The organism is Pseudomonas capeferrum (assembly GCF_000731675.1).
Taxonomy (GTDB): Bacteria; Pseudomonadota; Gammaproteobacteria; order Pseudomonadales; family Pseudomonadaceae; genus Aquipseudomonas; species Aquipseudomonas capeferrum.
Genome location: NZ_JMIT01000002.1, coordinates 1065209 through 1087459, shown reverse-complemented (window position 1 = coordinate 1087459; position 22251 = coordinate 1065209). Strand labels below are relative to the sequence as shown.

Here is a 22251-nt window from a genome sequence, read left to right as displayed (position 1 = left end):
CCACCTCCACCCCCCAGGAGGCCCTCCATGACTGACCACGAACGCCTCGCCACCATCCAAAGCTACGCCTGGACCCTCGAGCTGCTAGGCGAAGCCTTGGTCCAGCATGACGAGATGCTGGAGTGCGAACACAACCCGCAGCTGAGTTTTCGCAACACGGCTGGTATCCATCAGGCGATTCGGATTATTAGCCGGTTGGCCAGTGAGCAGTGTGGGAAGGTGATGGAGCTGAAGGGGCAGGATCCGGGCGATTAGTTGGCCCGGTGCAAGCGGGCTTACCCGCGAAGCAGGCACTGTGGTGGATGGCACGGGCTTCGCCCGTGTTCGCGGGGCAAGCCCGCTCCCACGGGGGTCATGGCTGTTTTGGAAGTTTGAGCAAGGCAGTTGTGCCCACCAAGGCCAGCCTGGGTATTCGGGTATTCCAGGCTGGCACGGGCTTTAGAAGTTCCAGCGGGTCGTAACCATGACGTTGCGCGGTTCGCCGTAAATGGCCGAGTTATAGAAGCCGACGTTGGTGTAGTAGTACTTGTCGAAGAGGTTGTTGACGTTAAGCGTCGCCGACAAGTTCTGGGTGATCTGGTAGCGGGTCATCAGGTCCACCACCCAGTACGATTCCTGGGTGATGTCCTCGTTCACGCCTTTGGGGTTGTTCCAGATCTGCTGCCAGGCCTTGTTCTGCCAGCGTGCGCCACCGCCAAGGGTGATCTTGTCCAGGTCACCGGTGAGCTTGTAGGTGGTGTAGAGGCTGAACTGGTCTTCGGGCTCGAAGGTCGACAGCTTCACGTCGTTGCTGTCGCGCACCACCTTGTGCGTGTAGCCGCCTTGCACCTGCCAGCCTGGGGCCAGTTCGCCGGACACTTCCAGCTCGTAGCCCTTGGTGGTCGCCTTGCTGCCCTTGAACGCGTAGTTGGATGGGGTAGGGGTCAGGTTGTTGTAGGCGTCGTCCGGCACCGAGCGGTTGGTTTCTTTGACCTCGAAGTAGGCCAGGCTGGCGTTCAGGCGGCCGTCGAAGAACTCGCCCTTGACCCCGACTTCGTAGTTCTCGCCTTCATCCGGCTCGATCAGTTTGTTGTCGCGGTCGCGGTTGTAGTTTTCCTGCGGCATGAACACGTCGGTGTAGCTGGCGTAGACCGAGAAGTTTTCATTCAGGTCGTAGATGGCGCCGGCATAGGGTATGAAGCGTCCGGACTCGGTGTAGGTCGGGGTCAGGCCGGTCAGGCTGTAGTTGACCACGCGGCCGCCCAGCAGCACTTTCAGGTCGTCGGTGACGTTCAGGCGGGTGGTGAGGTAGACGCCGGTCTGGCGGATCACGTCGTCGGTGCGCTGCGACACCGGCCCCCAGTCGGGCTTGGGCAGGTTGCCGTGCCAGTTGTTGTAGTCCACGCGGTTGGGTACCGAGAAGGTTTCGTCCCAGTAACCCTTGCCATCCCAGTGGGCCTTGCTGATGGAGCCGCCGAGCACCAGGTCGTGCTCGCGGCCGAGCATGCTGAACGGGCCGCTGACATACAGGTCGGCGGAGTCGCTGGTGGTGTCGCCCTTGTAGCGTTGCGCGTTGATTTCGGCGCTGCCGTCGGGCTGCGGCTGGTCGAACTGGATGGCGCCCATCTGCGCGTCATAGCCGTTGTACTTGTGGTCCAGTTGCAGCTTGGTTACCCAGCCGTCGCCCATGTCGTGCTCCAGCGTAGCGAAGACCGTGCGGGTGTACTGCTGCCAGCTGCTCCAGTCGGTTGCGTTGCTGAACGAGCGCTTGGCGTCGTTGCGCTCGCCTTTGGAATTGAGCAGCGGGAAGCTGCCGGACCAGGTGGAACCCTTGGGGTCGTTGTCCTGGTAGTCGGCGCCTACGGTCAGCAGCGTATCGGGCGACAGGTCGAACTCGACGATGCCGTAGAACACCGAATTCTGGCTCGAATAGCGGTCGATGAACGAGTGCTTGTCCTGGTAGGCAAACACGGCCCGGCCGCGGACGTTGCCGGTTTCGGTCAGCGGGCCGCTGACATCCAGTTCGCTGCGGTAGTTGTCCCACGAGCCCGCGCCCAGGGTGGCGTGGCCCTGGAAGTCGGCGGTGGGCTTTTTGCGTATCAGGTTGATGGTACCGCCCAGCGAGCCGGCGCCGCTGAGCAGGCCGGAGGCGCCCTTGAGCACTTCGATGCGGTCGTAGATGGCCATGTCGCTCAGGGTGTTGCCGGCTGAGTAGGCAACGTTGCGCACGGCGGAGGGGATGCCGTCGTACTGGAAGTTGTTGATCGAGAAACCGCGGGAATAGTAGTTGGTCCGGTCCGTGTCGTAGGCCGACACGGTGATGCCGGGGGTGTGGCGCATCACCGCGTCGACACTGTTGAGGGCAAAGTCATCCATGTGCTGGCGCGTGACCACGCTGATCGACTGCGGGGTTTCCCTGGGTTTGAGTACCAGGCGGGTGGCCGTGGCGATGGTGCCGGGCGTGTAAGAGCCGGTGCCTTCGGTGACGGTGCCCAGCTGGTTGCTGATGACGTTGGTCGCCTCCAGCTCCAGGGCGCCACCGCTGCCCGCTGCGACCTCCACCGTGTAGTTGCCACCGCTATTGAATGCGCGAAGGCCGGTACCGGCCAGCAACTGGGCCAGGCCATCTGCAACGGAATAGCTGCCGTTCAGGCCAGCGCTGCGCTTGCCGGCGGTGAGCTGGGCATCGGCAGAAAGCAAGATACCGGCCTCGCTCGCAAAGCGGTTCAGCGCCTGGTCCAGGCCGCCAGCGGGGATGGCATAGCTGTGTGTTTGCTCGCTGGCGTCAGCCGGTACTGCGGGCAGCGCAAGCAGCAGTGGGCTGGTGCAGAGCAAGCCGGCAAACAGGCTGCGGCGCACCGCAAGGCTCAGTCGAGAACAGGTGGTTGTGGGCAGATACGGCACTCTTGACGTTCCTCTTGAGAATGCTTCTTGGTTGGATTCAAGAGGTATCCCGGACAAGTCGGCAAAACCGACAAGGGGCAGCAGCATTTTTTATCGGTGCGTGCAATGCCGCTACGCAGGACTAATCGTGGTCCAGAGGCTCGTCAGCCTGTGCACCTTTACCGGCAGGGACTGCTCAAGTGCAGTCAGTACGCGGTCTGTGTCTACCAAGGGAAAAACGCCCGTTAGCGCCAGGCCGGCGATGGTCGGGTCACAGCGCAGCATGCCGCGGCGATAGCGAGCCAGTTCTGCAACGAACTGCCCCAGCGGCATGCGTTCGGCGATAAGCCTGCCATCGTGCCAGGCGATGGCGTTGAGGTTCGCGGGCGCGATGTCACCGAACCGGGTCGCGGTAAACCAGCAACCTTGTCCGGCTTGAAGGCGCGTGGCGCGGGCCTGACGCGGGCGCAGTTCCAGCGCGCCCTCGAACAGATCGACCTGGCTTCTATCATCACGTTGGTACACGCAAAAGCGCGTGCCCAGCGCCTGGATTTCCCCGGCGGCGGTGTCCACGATCAAGGGGCGTTGCGCTGGGTCATGGCCGCTGTCGAGCAGCAACTCCCCCGCGAGCAGGCGAATGCGTCGCTCGCTCGCGCTGAACAGGATATCCACCGCGCTACCGCTGTTCAGGCTAAGCCGGCTGCCATCGGCCAGCGTGCGCTGCAGGCGTTCCCCCGTACCGCTGCGCAGGTCGGCGGTGGCCTCGCGCCAGGGTAGTTGCGATTGGGCAAGGTAGCTGCTGCCACCGGCCAACAGCAGCGCGCCGAGCAGTTTCAGCGTCTGCCGGCGGCGCGCATCGGGCAGCTCACGCAGCACCGCCAGCGCAGTATCTGTGGGCACACCGCTCAGGGTGTTTTGCAGGTGCTCCAGGCGCTGCCACGCACGATCATGTTCCGGGTCTGCGGTACGCCATTCAGCGAAGCGACGCTGTTGTTCCTTGTCCAGCTCGCCACCCCATTGCAGCATCAGCCAATGGCTGGCCTGCTCGATGATGGCAGAGGCGACGGGCGCTTCGCTGGTGGTTTTCATTCGGCGTACAGCACCTGGTAGCAGGCGGTGATGGCGCGCAGCATGTACTTTTGCACCGAGCTGACGCTGACCTCGAGGCGCTCGGCGATCTGGCTATAGCTCAGCCCTTCGAACTGCGACAGCAGAAACGCCTCGCGCACCTTCGCGGGCATGCTGTCGAGCATGGCGTCGATCTGCATCAGGGTTTCGATCACGATGGCACGGGTTTCCAGCGACGGGGTTTCTGGCTCGGGCAGGGCGGCGAGGCTCTCCAGGTAAGCTTGCTTGATACGTTGGCGGCGCCATTGGTCGATGACCAGGTTGCGGGCGATCTGCGCCAGAAACCGGCGCCCATCGCTCTGCGCCGGCAGGCGCCGTGTCACCAGCAGGCGCAGGAACGTGTCTTGCGCAATATCCGCAGCCCGCTCACGATCACCAAGGCGCAGACGCAGCCAGCCTTGCAGCCAGCCGTGGTGGTCGCGATACAGGCTATCCAGTGGTTGCAACGGGGCGTCAGTGGGCACTTTCCTCTTCCCATGAATGAGTTGCAGATAGGAATGAGTTGCAATTGTAGTGGGGAGAGGGCGACTTTGGAAACAGCCGATGCAGGAATCGGCTGAACTGCATCCTGGCGCGGCTCAAACCGCTCAGCCGACGGGTATCAACCTCGGGGTGGCCTTTTAGCCCTGGCAGGCAATACTTCTGTGTATACGCAGGCGTGTTCCTGGTGGCGCGCGCCGCTGGGAGGTGTCAGGTGAACAAATTATCCATTGTGGGTGCCGGCTTGGTCGGCGAGGCGGCGGCTCAGGTCATCGCCCGGGATGAGTTGTGCCGTGAGTTGATGTTGATCGATGTGCAGGGTGAGTTGGCACAGGGCAAGGCGCTGGATATCTGGCAGGCGGCGGTCGAGTCGGGTTCCGATACACGAGTTCAGGGCGGGGCCAAGGCCGAAATGCTGGCGGGGTCTGACCTGGTGGTGATTACGGCAGGGGTGCCGCGCAAGCCTGGCCAGTCGCGCCAGGATGTATTGAGCATCAACCTGCCCATTCTCGATGGCATCCTGCTGGACATCAAACAGCATGCGCCGGCGGCGACGGTGTTGGTGGTGTCGAACCCCGTCGATGTGCTGACCTATCGTGCCTGGTCGCGCAGCGGGCTGGGCCGCAACAAGGTGTTCGGGCAGGCGGGGGTGTTGGATACCGCGCGCATGAAGTGTTTCATTGCCGAGGAAACGGGGTTTTCCGCTCGGGACATCACGGCCCTGGTGCTGGGCGGGCATGGCGACAGCATGGTGCCGCTGATGCGCTACTGCGCGGTTGGGTCGGTGCCATTGGCGCACTTCCTGTCCAGTGAGCAGATAGAGCGCATCGTGCAGCGCACCCGCCAGGGTGGCGGCGAGATTCTGGGGCTGAAGAAGCTGGGCAGTGCCTGCGACGCGCCGGGCGTGGCCATTGCGCAGATGGTGGATGCGATCGCCAATGGGCGAAACCGCATTTTGCCAGCGGTCGCGGTGCTGGAGGGCGAGTACGGGCGCACAGGTATTGCCATGGGTGTGCCTTGTGTACTGGCTGGGGAGGGGATTGCGCGGGTCATCGAGTTGCCGCTGGATGCGCAGGAGCAGGCGATGTTCGACCACTCTGCAGACCAGGTGCTGCGCGATATTGCTGAAATGAATGCGCTATGAACGGGGTGTAGGGCTCTGACAGGGTCGCAGGGCGCAGCGGCCCAAGGGCCCTGACTGACTGGCGTAGCGTTTGAGCAATCAGCGCACGAGCGCCGGCACGACGCGCACGTAAATCAACTCCCCCACCAACTCCACCAGCGTCTGGGTAATCACCGCCGCCGCCGCCAACCCGCGCAAGTCTTCTGGCAACGCCAGCGCCAGCGGCAGCACCACCAGCGAGTTGCGGGTGGCCGCACTGAAGGTCACCGACCTCACCTCGGCCACCGGCAAACGCATCAGCCGCGCCGTGGCACAGCCGATCAGCGGCGCCAGCAGCATGAAGCCGATGTACACCGGGATCACCGGCAGCAAGCGCGCCAAGTCATGCAGCACGGCAGCGATCTGCGAGCCGATCACCACCATCAGCACCAGTGCCATCGCCGGTACCGGCAGCCACGCCCAGGCGTCGTTCCATGCCGCTGCCACACGCGAGCGACGGGCGCTGGCGCTGGTCAGCACGGCGAGCAGCAGCGGCAACACGATCAACAGGGCAAACGCTTCCACGAATGGGGTGATGGCAATCGCCACCTCGCCGCCGTCACCCAACATCAACCCCAGGTACACCGGCAACAGCAGCAGTTGCACCAGCAACAGCACGGGCGTTGCGGCGAGTGTCTGGCGTGAGTCGCCTTTGCCGATATGGGTGAACACCACCACGTAGTCGATGCACGGTGTCAGCAACACCAACAGGGCACCGATCAGGATGGCCGGGTGCGCGACCAGGCCGCGGGTGATCGCCCATACCAGCAGTGGCACAAGGATGAAGTTGGCCACCAGCAGCGCACTGATGAAGCGGCGGTTGCCAAGGCCCTGGCGTAGGTCGAGAAAGGGGATCTGCAGAAACATCGCGTACATCAGCACGGCAATGGCAGGGGTGATCAGGGCTTGCAGGGGGTGAGCGGCGTCAGGGGCCAGCAGGCCGAAGGCCGCGGCAACCAGCACGGCAGCAAAGTAGAGCGGGATCTGGTGGGTTTCGAGTTGCTCTCTGGTCAAGGCAGGGTCCTGTGCGCGCTCGGTGGTCGAAGCGGCACAGGGTAATACGTGGGGCGCGTGCAGGCGACATCAGGTGTCGAGCCAGTCCACCCCGCGTTGTTCGATCAACAGGCTCAGGGTGCATGGCTGGGCCTCGGCATAACACGCAAGAAAGCCGCCGACAGGGTATAGGTTGTGAATTTCCAGAGGGTGGCCATCGCTGCTGATCAACTGGATTTCGCGGCGGCCATCTTCGAGCAGAGTCAGGTCGAAGGCGTTGCCGGTTTGCACATCGATCAGGCTCCACACGCTGGGCTCCTTCGACGTTGAGGTTCTGAGGGTCACCTGCCCATCGACGTTCGTGAACACGCTTTTACCCAGATGAGGGCCGCTGCGCACATACAGCCTGTAACCGGCATCGCTGTGGCGAAAGTACAGCAGCAGCGCACAGGGCGTGGCGCCCTTGTCGAACGTGATCAGCCCTGACTCCTTGCCGTGCTGCCAGTCTTCTTCCGTGCCGTTGAGCATGCCCAGCGCCCGGGCTCCGTCAAATGCATGGCCTGGTGCATAGCGTGGTGTGACCAGGGTCACTGGCCCTGTGGTCAGGCAGTCCAGGCTGTTCACCGGTGATTCGGCTATCTGCAGGGTAGCCGTGAAAGAACGCGCTACATGATCCGCCATGGAAGGCCTCCGGTTTGGCGTGGGGGAGGCCGCAGGCTAGGTCGTCTTGGGGTGGCTACCCAGCTGGAACAGGTTCCGCGAAGCTGTGCAAAACGAAAAAGCCCGGCACAAGGCCGGGCTTTTCACATCAGGCTAACGCCAATCAGTTGCCGTAAACCGGCAGCTTCTTGCAGATGGCCTTGACCTTCTCACGCACGGCGTCGATCACCGCTTCGTTGTTCAGGTCAGCCAGGATGTCGCAGATCCAGCCGGCCAGTTCCTTGCACTCGGCTTCCTTGAAGCCACGGGTGGTCACAGCCGGGGTGCCGAAACGCAGGCCCGAGGTGACGAACGGGGAACGTGGGTCGTTCGGTACCGAGTTCTTGTTCACGGTGATGAAGGCTTTGCCCAGTGCGGCGTCGGCGTCCTTACCGGAGATTTCCTGCTTGATCAGCGACAGCAGGAACAGGTGGTTCTGGGTGCCGCCGGAAACGACGTCGAAACCACGCTCGATGAACACGCTGGCCATGGCCTGGGCGTTTTTCACCACTTGCTGCTGGTACGCCTTGAACTCAGGCTGCAGGGCTTCTTTGAAGCAGATGGCCTTGGCGGCGATCACGTGCTCCAGCGGGCCGCCCTGGGCGCCTGGGAAGACGGCGGAGTTCAGCTTCTTCTCGATGTCGGCGTTGGCACGGGCCAGGATCAGGCCGCCACGTGGACCGCGCAGGGTCTTGTGGGTGGTGGTGGTGACCACGTCGGCGAACGGCACCGGGTTCGGGTACACGCCAGCGGCAACCAGGCCGGCAACGTGGGCCATGTCGACGAACAGGTAGGCACCGACCTTGTCGGCGATTTCGCGGAAGCGTGGGAAGTCCAGCACTTGCGAGTAGGCCGAGAAGCCGGCAACGATCATCTTCGGCTTGTGTTCGACAGCCAGGCGCTCGACTTCGTCGTAGTCGATCAGGCCGTTGCCGTCGATGCCGTACTGGATGGCGTTGTACAGCTTGCCCGAGGAGCTGACGCTGGCGCCGTGGGTCAGGTGGCCGCCGTGGGCCAGGCTCATGCCCAGGATGGTGTCACCGGCCGACAGCAGGGCCAGGTAGACCGCGGCGTTGGCTTGGGAGCCAGCGTGCGGCTGAACGTTGGCGTAGTCGGCGCCGAACAGCTCTTTGGCGCGGTCGATGGCCAGTTGCTCGACCACGTCGACGTACTCGCAACCACCGTAGTAGCGCTTGCCTGGGTAGCCTTCGGCGTACTTGTTGGTCAGTACCGAACCCTGGGCTTCCATGACAGCCGGGCTGGTGTAGTTTTCCGAAGCGATCAGCTCGATATGCTCTTCCTGGCGCAGAGCTTCTTGCTGCATGGCTTCGAAGAGCTCGGCGTCGTACTTGGCAATGGTCAAATCACGGCTGAACATGGCGGTCCTCAAGGATCGGGCTGAATTGGGGGGGCATTCTAACCGATTGCTTCGCGCCTGGCATATGAAGTGACGTCAAGTCGCGGACCAATGGGACTCATGTTGCAAGCCGCGCCCTGACTGGGCTGGAGTTGACTCTCAAGTCCGTTTTTTTTGCGGTTGGAGGTGGGTGGTGTAGGAGCGGCCTTGCGTCGCGAAAGGGCTGCGCAGCGGCCCCTCGATTTCAGCGTCACCGCACATATCCGGGGGCCGCTGCGCAGCCCTTTCGCGACGCAAGGCCGCTCCTACACGGGGTCGCGCAAAGGGGGATTACTGGAACATGAACAGGGTCTCGTTGCTGAACTGCGCCTCGAACTGATGCGCCGGCATCGGCCGCCCGAACAGGTAGCCCTGCACCTCGTCGCAACCATGCTCGCGCAAGAACTCCAGCTGCTCATGGGTTTCGACGCCCTCGGCGATCACCGCCAGGTTCAGGCTGTGCGCCATGGCGATGATCGCCCGGGCAATCTGCGCATCCTGCTCGCCCTCGGGCAGGCCGTCGACGAAGGTGCGGTCGATCTTCAACACGTCGATCGGGAACTGCTTGAGGTAGTTGAGCGACGAGTAACCCGTGCCAAAGTCGTCGACCGCAATGCTCAGGCCAAGGTTCTTCAGGCTGGCCAGAATCTGCAAGGCCTCGTTGACCTCGCGCATCAGGATACTTTCGGTCAGCTCCAGCTCCAGGCATGCCGGTGGCAGCCCGGTTTCTTCCAGGATGGTGGCGATGCGCGTGCCCAGTTGGCCGTCGGAGAACTGCCGCGCCGAGATGTTCACCGACACCTTCGGCACCCGCACCTTGGCCTTGTGCCAGGCCTTGAGTTGGCGGCTGGCTTCGCGCAGCACCCAGTCGCCGACATCCACCACCAGGCCCAGCTCTTCGATCACCGGGATAAAATCACCCGGTGGCACCAGGCCACGGGTCGGGTGGCGCCAGCGCAGCAAGGCTTCGGCGCCGGTCAGGCGCTTGCCGTCGCCGCTGAACTGCGGCTGGTAATAGAGGATGAACTCGTTCTGCTCCATGGCATGGCGCAGGTCGCTCTCCAGCTCCAGGCGTTCCAGGGCGCTGGCGTTCATTTCCGCCTGGTAGAACTGGAAGTTGTTCTTGCCGCGTTCCTTGGCGTGGTACATCGCGGTGTCGGCGTTTTTCATCAGCTGGCTCAGCTCGCTGCCATCCTGCGGGCTGAGGGCGATGCCGATACTGGCGGTGACAAAGAACTCGCGGTTTTCCAGCACGAAGGGCCGTACCAGGCTGGCGAGGATGTTCTCGGCCACGTGGATGGCGCGGTTAAGGGCCATTTCGCGGGTTGCGCGCGGTTGCAGCAGCAGGGTGAACTCATCGCCACCCATGCGCGCCACGGTGTCGTCGTCATCCACGCAGGCCAGCAGGCGCAGGGCCATGTCCTTGAGCATGCGATCGCCCGCAGCATGGCCGAGGGAGTCGTTGATCGGCTTGAAGCGGTCCAGGTCGAGAAACATCAGCACCACCCACGCCTTCTGCCGGTCGGCCTGCTGCAGGGCCGTGTGCAGGCGGTCCTGGAACAGGGTGCGGTTGGGCAGGTGGGTGAGGGCGTCATAGTAGGCCAGGCGGTGAATGCGCTGTTCGCTGGCCTTGCGCTCGCTGATGTCGGTGAAGAAGCACACGTAGCTGGCCAGGTCGCCTTCGTCATCCAGCACTGCAGTGATGCCGACCCAGGCCGGGTAATGGTCGCCGTCACGGCGCTTGAGCCACACTTCGCCTTCCCAGCTGCCGCGCTGGTGCAGTTGCTTGACCACGTAGCGCAGGTGGCCTTCCTGCTGTTGCTCGACGGTGAGCATGCCGGGCAGTTGGTCGAGCACGTCGCTGACCGCATAGCCGCTGACCCGGCTGAACGCCTCGTTGGCCTGGACGATGTAGCCGGCCGGGTCGGTGATGAGGATGGCCGAGGTGGAGTGCTCGAATACCGTTGCGGCCATGCGCAGGTCTTTTTCGGCGCGGCGTTGCTGGCTGATGTCGCGGCCTACCCCGAGCACGCCTTCGAAGTGCTGCTGATCGTCCCACACCAGCACCAGGCGCAGTTCGATCGGGATCTTGCGGCCATCGGCACGCAGGCAGTCGAACAGGAACAGTTGAGTCGGCAGTTGGCTACGTAGCTGGGCCAGTTGCTCGCGGTCGCCCATGGCATTGCTGACGCGCTCCATCAGGCTGTAGATACCGGTCAGCTGCGCCGGGTTGGCAATGATCGATTGCCAGCCGTTGTCGAAGATCCACTCGGCCTGATAGCCCAGTACCGCTTTTACCGAGGGGCTGACGTAGTTCAGCTGCAGCTGGCTGTCGGTGGAGAAAATCACATCGCTGATGCTTTCGGCCAGCATGCGGTAGCGCTGTTCGCTGTCGCGCAGCGACTGGCTGGCCTCGATCTGCACGGTGACGTCCTTGCCCACGCCGATGATGCGCGTCACCAGGCCATCGGGGTCGCGGGTCAGCACCTGTTCGCGAATGTCGTAGCAACGCCAGCTGCCGTCGTGGTGACGGAAGCGCAACTGGCAGTGCAGCGGTTCGCTGTGGCCGGTTTCACGCTGATGCTGGCGCAGCGCCTGGAAGTGCGCGGCGTCTTCGGGGTGCAGCAGCAACTCCCAGAACCGGTCGCCCATCTGCGCCAGCTCGGTGCGGCTGTAGCCCAGGGTCTGGCCGAGGTGGCGGTTGCTGAAGATCATGCGCTGGCTGGGCACGTCCTGCACGTAGAGCTGGTCGGGCACGGTACGCACCACGTCCGACCAGAAGCTCTCGCGTTCGAGCAGCGACAGCTCCACCTGCTTGCGGCTGGTGATGTCGCTGATGCTGAGGATCACCGCCTGGTAGTCGCGGCGCTGCAGCGGCAGGCGGGCCATCAGCCACAGGTGCAGTTCGCCGCCCAGCGGCGCCGGCAGGCGCACTTCCAGCTCCAGCAGCGAGCGTTGTTCGATCAGTGCATCGATCAGTTGCATGCCGATGCTGTCACGGCCATCGCCGCTGCCGTCGATCAGGCGCTGCCAGGCACCCTCGTGGCATTCGACGTTGAGCAACTGGCGCGCCACCTGGTTGATCTCGGTGATCTTCAACTCCTGCAGCAGCGAGCGGCGCAGGTTCGGGTCCAGGGCCAGGCTGTGCTTGAGGGCCGCGTGGTTGCGCAGGTGGTAGCGGTCGAGCTGGCCGGGCAGGCTGGAGAGGTCGAGCACGCACAGGGCAACGCCGGTGCCTTCGAAGATTTCCTGATAGCGCCGGCGGTCTTCCTGCAGCGCGCGTTGGCGGCGGCGCATGTTGATCAACGCCAGCACCGGTAGCAGGGCACAAAACAGCACCAGCATGCACTTGCCGATCAGTGCCGGTAGCAACTTCTGCTGGGCCAGCTCGGCGTCGAACAGGCCGCGCAGCTGCCAGGTGCTGTTGTCGATGAACGCCAGCATCACGCTCTGCAGCGGCGCGGTGCTGGTCCGCGCGGTGGCATGGCGCTCCAGCACCGCGCCGCTGCGGCTGTTTTCCAGCAGCCACAGCGGGTGGCCCGGGTTGTCCAGGTGCACGGTGAGGGTACGGTAATACGCCCCGGACAGGCGCAGCAGCCAATAGCCGCGGTCCTGTTCGGTGGACTGGCGCAGCAACAGGTAAAGGGTGCGGTTGTCTGCCGAGTTGGTGAAGAAGTAGGGGCGCCCCTGGTTCAACCTCAGCAGCTCGCCAATCAATGGGCGGTCTGGGCTGCCGGCCAGGCTGTCGGCGCGGATCTGCCCGCTGGTGTCCAGCCAGGCCAGGTCACGCAGGGCGGGCAGGCGTGCGCGCAGGGTGTCGAGCAGGCTGGGCAGGGCGGCGGGCGTCGGTGCATTGACGTAGGGCTGTACCACATTCACCGCCTGCTGGGCTTTGAGCGCCATGTTCAGGCTGAGGTGGTCGGCAAGCTCCGCAGTGGCCTCCAGGCTTTGCTTGCGCAGGTCGGCCTGGGTATGGCGGAACTGGGCGAACAGCTGCCACAGCAGCAGGGCCAGCAGAATCAGGGCCAACAGCGCCAGCGCACCCTTGATCGACCCGCGCAGGGAAGCAGCAGGGGCCAGTGAAGCGGGACGCAGCGACGACGGATGAGTGAGATTGGTCAAGCGTTGGTCCTGCGATTGGGCTGGCGATGGCAGGGATTGATCATGCACGGTCGGTGCCGGTGTCTGGTTGCCAGACCGCGGTGGCGCACTATAAGGCCGGACACCCTAAACCGGCTAGCATGCCTAGGATTATGGCAAAGTGCCAGCCCGGTTGTCCGCTGGCGCTCGGCCTGCCGACGGTCGTGGTCGCGCCCCTGTGGTTCGGCAAGCCCCTGCAACCTGTGCGAGAATGCCGCCCGCTTCAATGACAACGCTTCGGAGATGTTCGGTTTTGGTTACTCACTTTTCCTCCAATGGCCTCGATTCCGCCTGTGGGCGCAGCAGTCAGACCCTTGTCAGCACTGCCGTGACCGAGGACGTATCCTGCAAGTCGTGCCAGCGTTCGCTGGTCAAACCCGAGGCGGCAGCCGCCTCGAAAAGCAAGGCCCCGTCGCTGGCCGAACTGCGCAAGACCGCCAAGGCGGCAGCAGCACCGGTTGCGGCCGCGCCCGTGGTGAAACAGCCGGCTACCCAGGCCGTCAGCAAGCCTGCCGCCAAGCCGGCCAAGGCCGCCAAGCCGGCCAAGGCCGCCGAGCAGCCTGCCCGCAAGGGTGGCTTCAGCGTCAAGTCTGCCTGGGCCGCGCGCCTGGCCGAGCAGGGTGGCGGTTGCCGGTTGCCGCGGGGCAAGGCCAAACAGCGTCACGTCTGAGCCTCTTCGGGCAATTGTGTTTGCTGGCCCATTCGCGGGGCAAGCCCGCTCCCACAGCCGCAATCGACCTGTAGGAGCGGGCTTGTCCCGCGAATGGGCCGTATAGCGGCCCCCTGTTGATGCCCCCACCCGGCCCTCCTATGCAACGCCGCGCGTTGGCGTAGAATGGTCGACTTTGTTCAATGACACCCCGTAAACACATCCCCCTGGCCCATTGCCGGGGCGTTCGTCGATGTCTTTACCTATTTAGAGGGCTTGGTTTTGGCTCAATACGTCTACACCATGCATCGGCTGAGCAAGGTCGTGCCGCCGAAGCGCGAAATTCTCAAGAACATCTCCCTGTCGTTCTTCCCAGGCGCCAAGATCGGCGTGCTCGGCCTGAACGGCGCGGGTAAATCGACACTGCTGCGGATCATGGCGGGCGTCGACAAGGAATTCGACGGCGAAGCCCGTCCGATGCCCGACATCAACGTCGGCTACCTGCCGCAGGAACCGCAACTCGACCCGGCCAAGACCGTACGTGAAGTCGTCGAAGAAGCGGTCAGCGTCATCAAGGACGCCCAGGCTCGCCTGGACGAGGTCTACGCGGCTTACGCAGAACCCGACGCCGACTTCGACAAGCTGGCCGCCGAGCAGGCCAAGCTCGAGTCGATCCTGCAGGCTGCCGACGGCCACAACCTCGAGCGCCAGCTGGACGTTGCCGCCGACGCCCTGCGCCTGCCGGCCTGGGACGCGAAAATCGAACACCTGTCCGGTGGTGAAAAGCGCCGTGTGGCCCTGTGCCGTCTGCTGCTGTCGGCACCCGACATGCTGCTGCTCGACGAACCGACCAACCACCTGGACGCCGACTCGGTGGCCTGGCTGGAGCGCTTCCTGCACGACTTCCCCGGCACCGTGGTAGCGATTACCCACGACCGTTACTTCCTCGACAACGTCGCCGGCTGGATCCTCGAACTGGACCGCGGCGCCGGTATCCCGTACGAAGGCAACTACTCGGGCTGGCTGGAAGCCAAGTCGGACCGTCTGGCGCAGGAATCCAAGCAGCAGAGCGCCCACGAGAAGGCCATGAAAGAGGAACTGGAGTGGGTGCGCAAAGGCGCCAAGGCCCGCCAGTCCAAATCCAAGGCACGTCTGCAGCGCTTTGAAGAAATGCAGTCGCAGGAATTCCAGAAGCGCAGCGAAACCAACGAGATCTACATCCCGGCCGGCCCGCGCCTGGGTGACAAGGTCATCGAGTTCAAGAACGTTTCCAAAGGCTATGGCGATCGCGTGCTGATCGACAACCTGTCGTTCGCCATGCCCAAAGGCGCCATCGTCGGCGTGATCGGTGGTAACGGCGCCGGTAAGTCGACCCTGTTCCGCATGCTGATGGGCAAGGAGCAGCCGGACTCGGGCAGCATCGAGATCGGCGAAACCGTGCAACTGGCCTGTGTCGACCAGAGCCGCGAAGACCTGGACGGCAGCAAGACCGTGTTCCAGCAGATCTCCGACGGTTCCGACCAGATCCGCATCGGTAACTACGAGATCCCGTCGCGCACCTACGTTGGCCGCTTCAACTTCAAGGGCGGCGACCAGCAGAAGTTCGTCAAGGACCTGTCCGGTGGTGAGCGTGGCCGTCTGCACCTGGCCCTGACCCTGAAGGAGGGCGGTAACGTCCTGCTGCTCGACGAACCGTCCAACGACCTCGACGTCGAAACCCTGCGTTCGCTGGAAGAAGCCCTGCTGGACTTCCCGGGCGCCGCGATCGTGATTTCCCACGACCGTTGGTTCCTGGACCGTGTGGCCACGCACATCCTGGCGTACGAAGACGACTCGAACGTGATCTTCTTCGAAGGCAACTACACCGAGTACGAAGCTGACCGCAAGAAGCGCCTGGGCGATGCTGCTGCCCAGCCGCACCGTGTACGGCACAAGAAGCTGGCCCAGTAAGCCCGTTTTGGATGCACAAGAATGGGGCCCTCAGGGGCCCCATTTTTGTGCCTGGCATAAAGGGGTGCTACCCCCTTCGCGGGGCAAGCCCGCTCCCACAAAATTTCCAGAGATCTGGGGCCTTTCATAGATCCTGTGGGAGCGGGCTTGCCCCGCGAAGAAGCCCGACCTGCTAACAACAATCCATCAATTTTGTATACATTTATATAAAACGCACCAAATAATTTCAAAAAAACGACATCACGCCCTGTTCTCGTGCGATTGCTTCTTGGTACATTCGAAAAAAAACCAATAAGTCCAATCCCTCTTGGTGAGATGTCTACCATGGTCGAATCTGTCGATAATTTCCTCGCGCGCCTCAAGCAACGCGATCCTGCCCAGCCCGAGTTCCACCAGGCAGTGGAAGAAGTCTTGCGCACTCTGTGGCCGTTCCTCGAAGCCAACCCCCATTACCTGCAGGCCGGTATCCTCGAGCGCATGGTCGAACCCGAGCGCGCGGTGCTGTTCCGCGTTTCGTGGGTCGATGACCAGGGCAAGGTCCAGGTCAACCGCGGCTACCGCATCCAGATGAGCAGCGCCATCGGCCCGTACAAGGGCGGCCTGCGCTTCCACCCGTCGGTCAACCTGAGCGTGCTCAAGTTCCTGGCCTTCGAGCAGGTGTTCAAGAACTCCCTGACCTCGCTGCCCATGGGTGGCGGCAAAGGTGGCTCGGACTTCGACCCGAAGGGCAAGAGCGATGCAGAAGTGATGCGCTTCTGCCAGGCCTTCATGAGCGAGCTGTACCGCCACATCGGTGCCGACGTCGACGTGCCTGCCGGTGACATCGGCGTGGGCGCCCGCGAGATTGGCTTCATGTTCGGCCAGTACAAGCGCCTGGCCAACCAGTTCACCTCGGTACTGACCGGCAAAGGCATGACCTATGGCGGCAGCCTGATTCGCCCGGAAGCCACCGGCTACGGCTGCGTCTACTTCGCTGAAGAGATGCTCAAGCGCCGCGACCTGCGCATCGATGGCCGTCGCGTGGCGATTTCCGGCTCGGGCAACGTGGCCCAGTATGCCGCACGCAAGGTCATGGACCTGGGCGGCAAGGTCATCTCGCTGTCCGATTCCGAGGGCACCCTGTACGCCGAAGCGGGCCTGAGCGACGCCCAGTGGGACGCCGTGATGGAGCTGAAAAACGTCAAGCGTGGTCGCCTCAGCACCCTGGCGGGCGAGTTCGGCCTGGAGTTCCGCAAGGGCCAGACCCCGTGGAGCCTGCCGTGCGACATCGCCCTGCCGTGCGCCACGCAGAACGAGCTGGACACCGAAGACGCCCGCACCCTGCTGCGCAATGGCTGCTTCTGCGTGGCCGAAGGCGCCAACATGCCGACCACCCTCGAGGCTGTGGATATCTTCCTGGAGGCGGGCATCTTGTACGCTCCGGGCAAGGCGTCCAACGCTGGCGGTGTGGCCGTGTCGGGCCTGGAGATGTCGCAGAACGCCATGCGCCTGCTGTGGACGGCCGGTGAAGTGGACAGCAAGCTGCACAACATCATGCAGTCGATTCACCATGCCTGTGTTCACTACGGTGAAGAGGCTGACGGCAAGATCAACTACGTCAAGGGCGCGAACATCGCCGGCTTTGTGAAAGTAGCTGATGCCATGCTGGCGCAGGGCGTGGTCTGATCCAAAACCGATGGGGCCGCTTTGCGGCCCCATCAGCCCGCCGCTCCTACAGGTGTGGGGGCGGCCTCACGCCTCACCCTCGATGGCGACTACCTCGATCGTCTGATCCCCTACCGGCCGCCGCCAAACCACTTCATCCCCAGGCCCCGCGCCTAGCAAAGCCCGCCCCAGCGGCGACCCCCAATTGATCAACCCGCGCCCCGCATCGGCCTGATCTTCCCCAACCAGCTGCACCTCGTGCGCCTGGTCGTGTTCATCGACAAACCTCACCCGGCTACCAATCTGCACCTTGCTCCGCGAAGTGGCGGCTGGCACCACCTGGGCACTCTGCACCCGGGCGCTGAAGTAGCGCAGGTCACGCTCGGCATCGGCCAGGCGCTGCTTGTCGGCACGCTCGCCCTGCGCCTGCAGCTGGCTGCGCAATGTGTTGAGTTCGGCCACCCGTTGCTGCAGTTGCGCCAGGCCCAGGGCCGTGACGTAGTTGGGCTGCTCGCTGACCCGCCGCTCTACCGGCTGGTCGGCCTGGGCGGCGGCCTGGTCTTCGTTGACGAATGCTCGGCTCATGGTGGCCTCCTTGTGCTGAAGACCATGATGGCAGGCCGCCGGTTTCAAAGGATGTCCGATTGCGACCTAGGGGCTTGCCTGACAGTATCGAGTCGATCGTCGATCGCGGTCACCCTGCTCTGGAGTGTATCGATTGAGACTTTCTCTGCTGCCCGACTCACGGTGCGGGACTGCCTGAGCGTGACGTGCTGCTGGTCTGGATCATTCAAACTATCGGTATCCGGGTTGCTGAGCAGGCCCAGTTGGAGGTCGTCTACCTGCTCTATCCTCGCACTCTGTTGTACTTGTGGCCTGCGATCACGAAAAGGTGTCGTCCGCGTAATAAGTAGCTTAGGTTCTGTACGAAAAGTATGGTCATTCATCATTGTGGGAGCGGGCTTGCCCCGCGATCTGCCGCAACGCGGCAGCAAATCCTGAATTCGCGGCGTCTTTGACGCTATTTAATATCGGGTACAGGAGCGCTTCGCACTCCATCGCGGGACAAGCCCGCTCCCACAAAACTTTTCGTACAGAGCCTAAGCATCCTCTGTGCCAGCCGGAAGGAAAAACCCAACCGATAGCACTTCGACTTGAAGTGCCATCGTTAATTCTAATTACTTTATTTTTTAAATTCGAGGACCCAACTCAATGTACATATCTTGTCTGAGCAGCTGTCTGGGTCACTCAGGAAGAAGTTATCCCAGTAAGGACTGGACTGGCCATCTTCCTCCCAATCACTCCCGCATTCGTTTTCTTTGGAGAAATAATTCGACCACCCGATACGAAATTGTATATCCCCTTTCATCTCCTCATTATGGCTGACAATCTGGAACTGGAGGAGTCCGTGGAAATCGGGTATGCCGTCGGGTTTGAGGTATTCATTGTCGAACACATATTTTCTTGTGTGGTTCGGAGCTATAACCGTATCGCGTCCTGTGGCTTCAATGAAAGTCCCTTCTGTGAAATCATAACCAAGAGGCTTCAAGCCAAATGGAGTTCGATTTTCCACTAGAATACGAAACTCCCGGCGTTGAAAGTGGTGAAGCGGCGCACCATGCGCCTGCGGCACGTCATCACCTCTTTTCGCTCGCTCCTCTTGGGATCTTTCAGCTGCGTTTGCAGCTATGAGGTCCTGAATCACACCTACAATTCCCGGATTTAACATTTCTATACCTAAAGAATGACTATTGGGAGATAAAATATGCATAAAGCGTTACGGGTACTTGGCACGCCACGAACGCACTATGCGTGCGCGTAGTGCTATTCCCGTAAAGCGCACTGTGGCTGTGCCAAGCGCAGGCTTTCATTTCAAGGTAGATTACCTGTTTCCTGTGTCAAATCACGCGGCGTCGATGTGTGGAGCAGAGCACATCCCTGCGTCAAGTGATAGGCCTAATGCATTAAACCCAAAGGAATAAGTCATAAAAATTAATGTGGCGATGAGCAAGAGGAAAAATTATAAGGGTTATGACGGGAAGGGGCTGCAAGCGTTGGATAAAGTGGGAGTAAAAGCTGATCCGGCACAGGTGTATCAATGCATATACTCATTATTTGACTGTCCATAGTTGATCAATCCGGGGCGTATTGGATCGATTCATCATTTGCCGCCTCATTCCCCAGGCAGGTACTGATGGCACACTAGGGGTGGCGGTAGGCCCGCGCAGCGCCGCGGTCTTTCTCCTGCTCCCAGTCACGGTCGCGTTGGTCCCAGTAGCGGTCGCGGTACTGACGCTGCTCTTCGCTGTTCTGCAGGGCGTGACACTGGCGAAAACCATCGTCCCAGCCGCTTTCGTACTGGCGGTTGTGCAGGTAGCGCGGCACGTCCTTGCGAAAGTCGCCGACCATCAGCCCGGCAGCCTGGCGGCCGCTGCTGCAGCCATCCTGGAAGCCATCGGCGTAGGCGGGCGGGTAACCGTGGTTGAGCATCTGTTCGTGGGTCGTTGCGCACCCAGACAGCAAAAAGGCAAAGCACAGGCCTAACCAGTACCGCGACATAGCCACCAGACCCTCCAGTTGATGCGGGAGAGTCTAGGTGGCGGTTTGTCGGTGGGCCGTCAAAACAGTGTCAAAGAGTCAGTAGTGGTACCACTTCAGCTCCAGCATCACCTCGTTCTGCGCCGTCGCCAGGTGGCTGAACTCACGCGATGCACTTAGCCGCAGGCCCAGGTTGCGGCTGATTTCCCATTGCTGGTTCAGGCTTACACTGCGCCGCACCTCGCCATTGGTGAAGAAATCGCCCTTGGCCTCCAGCGTCATGTTGCCCAGCCCGTTGCGCCACAGCAGCCCGCCGTTGAAACCCGCCGCCGGGGAAATGAACTCGGCGAAGTCGTTGTGGTGCTCCACGCGTACCGTGCCCAGGGCGAAGCCCAGCAGGCCATCGGCCAGTTGCCAGGTACCGCCGGCACCGCCGTTCACATGGCTTACCAGCACCTCGTCGTCATGCTTGCCCGGCACCCGCTCCAGGCCGCCGGTCACTTGCCATGACCACGGCTTGAGCAGCGCGTTGCGCGGCGTCAGGGAGCGAATGGTGGCGAGGTCCAGGCGCTGTACCTGCCAGTCGTTGCCTTCGTACTGGCGCACTTTGAGCTGCAAGATCTCGATCTGCGCGCCCAGCGGGAAGCCGTAGGCGTTGTCGTTGAGGTCGTGATAGGCCATGCGCAGGCCGTACTCGGCGTAGGCGCGGTCTTCCCGCGTGCCGACACCGAGCTGCCAGGTGCGTGAGTCATGGCCATCTTCGGGCAGCCCGGGGCGCTCGATATCCAGCGCTGGCGGCGGGTTGCGGTTGATCGCCCGCAGCAGCTCGAAGCTGCGCGTGGCCTGGCCCGGGTCGCGCTCCTGGCCGTTGGCGCGGTAACGCTCCAGGCGGTAGGCGGCGTCCTGCACCAGCGCCTGGCGCTCGCGCGGCAGGGCGGTGAAGGCCGGGCTTTGCAACTGCGCGGTATCGGCGCTGACCGCCAGTACCTGCTGCTTTTCGTGGGGGGCCAAAGGCTCGGCGCGGGCCAGCAGTTCGCGCTCGCGTGAAGGCCGGTAGTTGACGCTGGCCACCAGGCCAGACTGGCGCACCGCCTTGACCGTGTCGGTGGGGATGGCGGTCAGCGGAAACTGCGAGGTCAGGTCCAGGCTCGGCCGGGCTACTTGCAGCAGTTCCAGCAGGCGGTAGGAGCAGTTCTCGTCGAAGAAGAAGTAATCGAACTGGATCTGCTTGAGCTCCCACACATGCTCGACCATGCGCCCGGTCTCTTGCGGGGTGAGGTCCAGCTTGTACTCCCACAGGTCGCGGTTTTCCAGGCTGCGGTACTCGGACAGCTTCTCTTGGTACGGCATCAGCGCAAACAGGCCTGGATAGCCGCCCATCAGGCCCTTCCAGGCGTACAGGATGCTGTTGTCGCTGCCTTCGATGTAGGCGCCGAAGTTGATCGCGTAGCTCAGCAGCGTGGTGTCGTCGCTGTGGGTGGTGGACTGGTCGATGCGCAGCAGTGTATGGCCGAACATCGACGATGGGCTGTTCAGGTAGGCCGCCGGGAAGATCAACGCGGCGCTGTGCGGGTCGATCGAGGTGTACCAGGTCTTGAATTCCTGGCAGTCGGGCTGCGGCAGGTCAGTCAGCCCCAGTTGTTCCTTGAGCCAACGGGTGCGTGCCGGAAAGACGCATTGGGCATGCTTGTCGCCCAGGCTGGCCGGCGCATACAGCGCCTGCACCGTGGCCCGCAGCTCCTGGTCGGGGTGGTGCGCGCCATCCTCGGCGAGAAAGAACCGGGTGTCGTCCACATAGCTTCGCCAGCCACCGAGCTTGGCAGTCTCGTAATGGCCCAGGGCGATCCAGTAGGGGGTACTGGCCAGTTGCTGAATACGGCCTTCATCCAGCGCAGGCGCAGCATGAACAGGGGCGCAGGCACACAGCGCCAGGTAAGCGAGGCGTTTGAGCATATCGGGCAACTACTTCTTCACGATGCCGAAAAAAAGGCGAAACCCGCCCCGGAGGTGGGGCGGGGCAAGCTGCACTTAAGCCTCGGTTGCGTACTTGGCCAGGCGTGGATCGCTCTTCAACACCGCCAGGGTGTTGCTGTGCACGGTTTCGGCCGTGACGTCGGCGCTGCTGAAGATCTGGTTGAAGTGCTGGTGGGTGACCGACTCGAAGTAGGTGCGGTCTTCAGGCGCTACACCCAGTACCACGGCATAGGTGGTCAGAGCCTCGCCCTTGCCCATCGCCATGTCTTCGGACAGTTCGTTCATCATGCCGTTCATGGCAAACCAGGACTTGCCGCCATAGGTCAGCGAAGCCTTGGTGGAGCAGCCGTTGGTGCCGGAGGTCATGCCGAAGGTGGCATTACCGGAGGTACCGTTGGTGGTGGAAGCCAGGAAGTGGGCCGGCGTACCGCGCTGGCCTTCGAACAGCATGTTGCCCCAGCCGCAGTTCGGGCCGCCAGGCGCTTCGGCCATGGCATTGAGGGAGACCACGGTGAACAGAGTACCCAGAAGAATCCGTTTCATAGCATTTGTTCTCTATTTGTCTTAACCAAGGGTCAGGGTTTCTGGCAACTCGGTTGCCAGGCGGGAAAGCTTTTCACCCACCCGCGCAGCTTG

At 62.6% G+C, this 22251-nt stretch carries 17 protein-coding genes; 5 read left to right on the top strand and 12 right to left on the bottom strand.

The features are described from left to right. Positions 1 to 27 precede the first annotated feature (27 nt). On the top strand, positions 28 to 255 hold the full coding sequence (locus PC358_RS17430; RefSeq protein ID WP_033701407.1) for a hypothetical protein: 228 nt from the start codon (positions 28 to 30) through the stop codon (positions 253 to 255). 183 nt (positions 256 to 438) lie between these two features. Here PC358_RS17430 and PC358_RS17425 read toward each other — a convergent pair whose 3' ends face one another. The 3 genes from PC358_RS17425 to PC358_RS17415 all read right to left on the bottom strand — a co-directional run bounded on the left by PC358_RS17425 (position 439) and on the right by PC358_RS17415 (position 4454). Beyond that, a complete protein-coding gene (locus PC358_RS17425; protein ID WP_033701406.1) occupies positions 439 to 2883 on the bottom strand; it encodes a TonB-dependent siderophore receptor in 2445 nt (814 codons plus the stop codon). A 111-nt stretch (positions 2884 to 2994) separates the two neighbouring features. Continuing rightward, complete coding sequence (locus PC358_RS17420; protein WP_033701404.1) at positions 2995 to 3951, bottom strand: FecR domain-containing protein; 957 nt, start codon at positions 3949 to 3951, stop codon at positions 2995 to 2997. Further along, entirely contained in the window at positions 3948 to 4454 is a 507-nt protein-coding gene (locus tag PC358_RS17415) for a sigma-70 family RNA polymerase sigma factor (protein WP_033701403.1), read from the bottom strand. The genes PC358_RS17420 and PC358_RS17415 overlap by 4 nt, the downstream gene beginning before the upstream one ends. Before the next feature lie 230 nt (positions 4455 to 4684). On the opposite strand from PC358_RS17415, the gene PC358_RS17410 reads away from it, so the two are divergent. Beyond that, positions 4685 to 5614, top strand: a complete 930-nt coding sequence (locus tag PC358_RS17410) for a malate dehydrogenase (RefSeq protein ID WP_033701402.1) — start codon at positions 4685 to 4687, stop codon at positions 5612 to 5614. A 78-nt stretch (positions 5615 to 5692) separates the two neighbouring features. Here PC358_RS17410 and PC358_RS17405 read toward each other — a convergent pair whose 3' ends face one another. The 4 genes from PC358_RS17405 to PC358_RS17390 form a co-directional block, all read right to left on the bottom strand. Then, positions 5693 to 6646 carry an arsenic resistance protein gene (locus PC358_RS17405; RefSeq protein ID WP_033701400.1) on the bottom strand — a complete coding sequence of 318 codons (954 nt, stop codon included), beginning with the start codon at positions 6644 to 6646 and terminating at the stop codon, positions 5693 to 5695. Between the two features lie 69 nt (positions 6647 to 6715). Beyond that, the gene (locus PC358_RS17400; protein ID WP_033701399.1) at positions 6716 to 7306 is read right to left on the bottom strand and encodes a hypothetical protein; all 591 of its coding nucleotides are present in this window, start codon (positions 7304 to 7306) and stop codon (positions 6716 to 6718) included. Positions 7307 to 7448: 142 nt separating this feature from the next. Then, positions 7449 to 8702, bottom strand: a complete 1254-nt coding sequence (gene glyA / locus PC358_RS17395; RefSeq protein WP_033701398.1) for a serine hydroxymethyltransferase — start codon at positions 8700 to 8702, stop codon at positions 7449 to 7451. Positions 8703 to 9011: 309 nt separating this feature from the next. Further along, the gene (locus PC358_RS17390; protein WP_033701397.1) at positions 9012 to 12842 is read right to left on the bottom strand and encodes a sensor domain-containing protein; all 3831 of its coding nucleotides are present in this window, start codon (positions 12840 to 12842) and stop codon (positions 9012 to 9014) included. A 271-nt stretch (positions 12843 to 13113) separates the two neighbouring features. Between PC358_RS17390 and PC358_RS17385 the strand changes: the two genes are divergently transcribed. The 3 genes from PC358_RS17385 to gdhA all read left to right on the top strand — a co-directional run bounded on the left by PC358_RS17385 (position 13114) and on the right by gdhA (position 17124). Continuing rightward, positions 13114 to 13530, top strand: a complete 417-nt coding sequence (locus PC358_RS17385) for a hypothetical protein (RefSeq protein ID WP_033701396.1) — start codon at positions 13114 to 13116, stop codon at positions 13528 to 13530. Between the two features lie 261 nt (positions 13531 to 13791). Continuing rightward, entirely contained in the window at positions 13792 to 15459 is a 1668-nt protein-coding gene (gene ettA, locus PC358_RS17380; protein WP_033701394.1) for an energy-dependent translational throttle protein EttA, read from the top strand. Between the two features lie 324 nt (positions 15460 to 15783). After that, complete coding sequence (gene gdhA, locus PC358_RS17375) at positions 15784 to 17124, top strand: NADP-specific glutamate dehydrogenase (protein ID WP_033701391.1); 1341 nt, start codon at positions 15784 to 15786, stop codon at positions 17122 to 17124. A 66-nt stretch (positions 17125 to 17190) separates the two neighbouring features. Here the strand turns inward: gdhA and PC358_RS17370 are convergent, their stop codons facing one another. The 5 genes from PC358_RS17370 to PC358_RS17345 all read right to left on the bottom strand — a co-directional run bounded on the left by PC358_RS17370 (position 17191) and on the right by PC358_RS17345 (position 22158). Next, on the bottom strand, positions 17191 to 17688 hold the full coding sequence (locus tag PC358_RS17370; RefSeq protein ID WP_033701390.1) for a GreA/GreB family elongation factor: 498 nt from the start codon (positions 17686 to 17688) through the stop codon (positions 17191 to 17193). A 598-nt stretch (positions 17689 to 18286) separates the two neighbouring features. Further along, entirely contained in the window at positions 18287 to 18874 is a 588-nt protein-coding gene (locus PC358_RS27790) for a hypothetical protein (RefSeq protein WP_143500719.1), read from the bottom strand. A 431-nt stretch (positions 18875 to 19305) separates the two neighbouring features. Further along, positions 19306 to 19662: a lipoprotein gene (locus tag PC358_RS17355; protein ID WP_033701385.1), complete on the bottom strand. Its 357-nt coding sequence runs from the start codon at positions 19660 to 19662 to the stop codon at positions 19306 to 19308. 78 nt (positions 19663 to 19740) lie between these two features. Then, positions 19741 to 21594, bottom strand: coding sequence for an Lnb N-terminal periplasmic domain-containing protein (locus PC358_RS17350; RefSeq protein ID WP_033701384.1), 1854 nt, complete (start codon positions 21592 to 21594; stop codon positions 19741 to 19743). 75 nt (positions 21595 to 21669) lie between these two features. Next, positions 21670 to 22158 (bottom strand): DUF3015 domain-containing protein, encoded by a 489-nt coding sequence (locus PC358_RS17345; protein ID WP_033701382.1) that lies wholly within the window; start codon positions 22156 to 22158, stop codon positions 21670 to 21672. Positions 22159 to 22251: the final 93 nt, after the last annotated feature.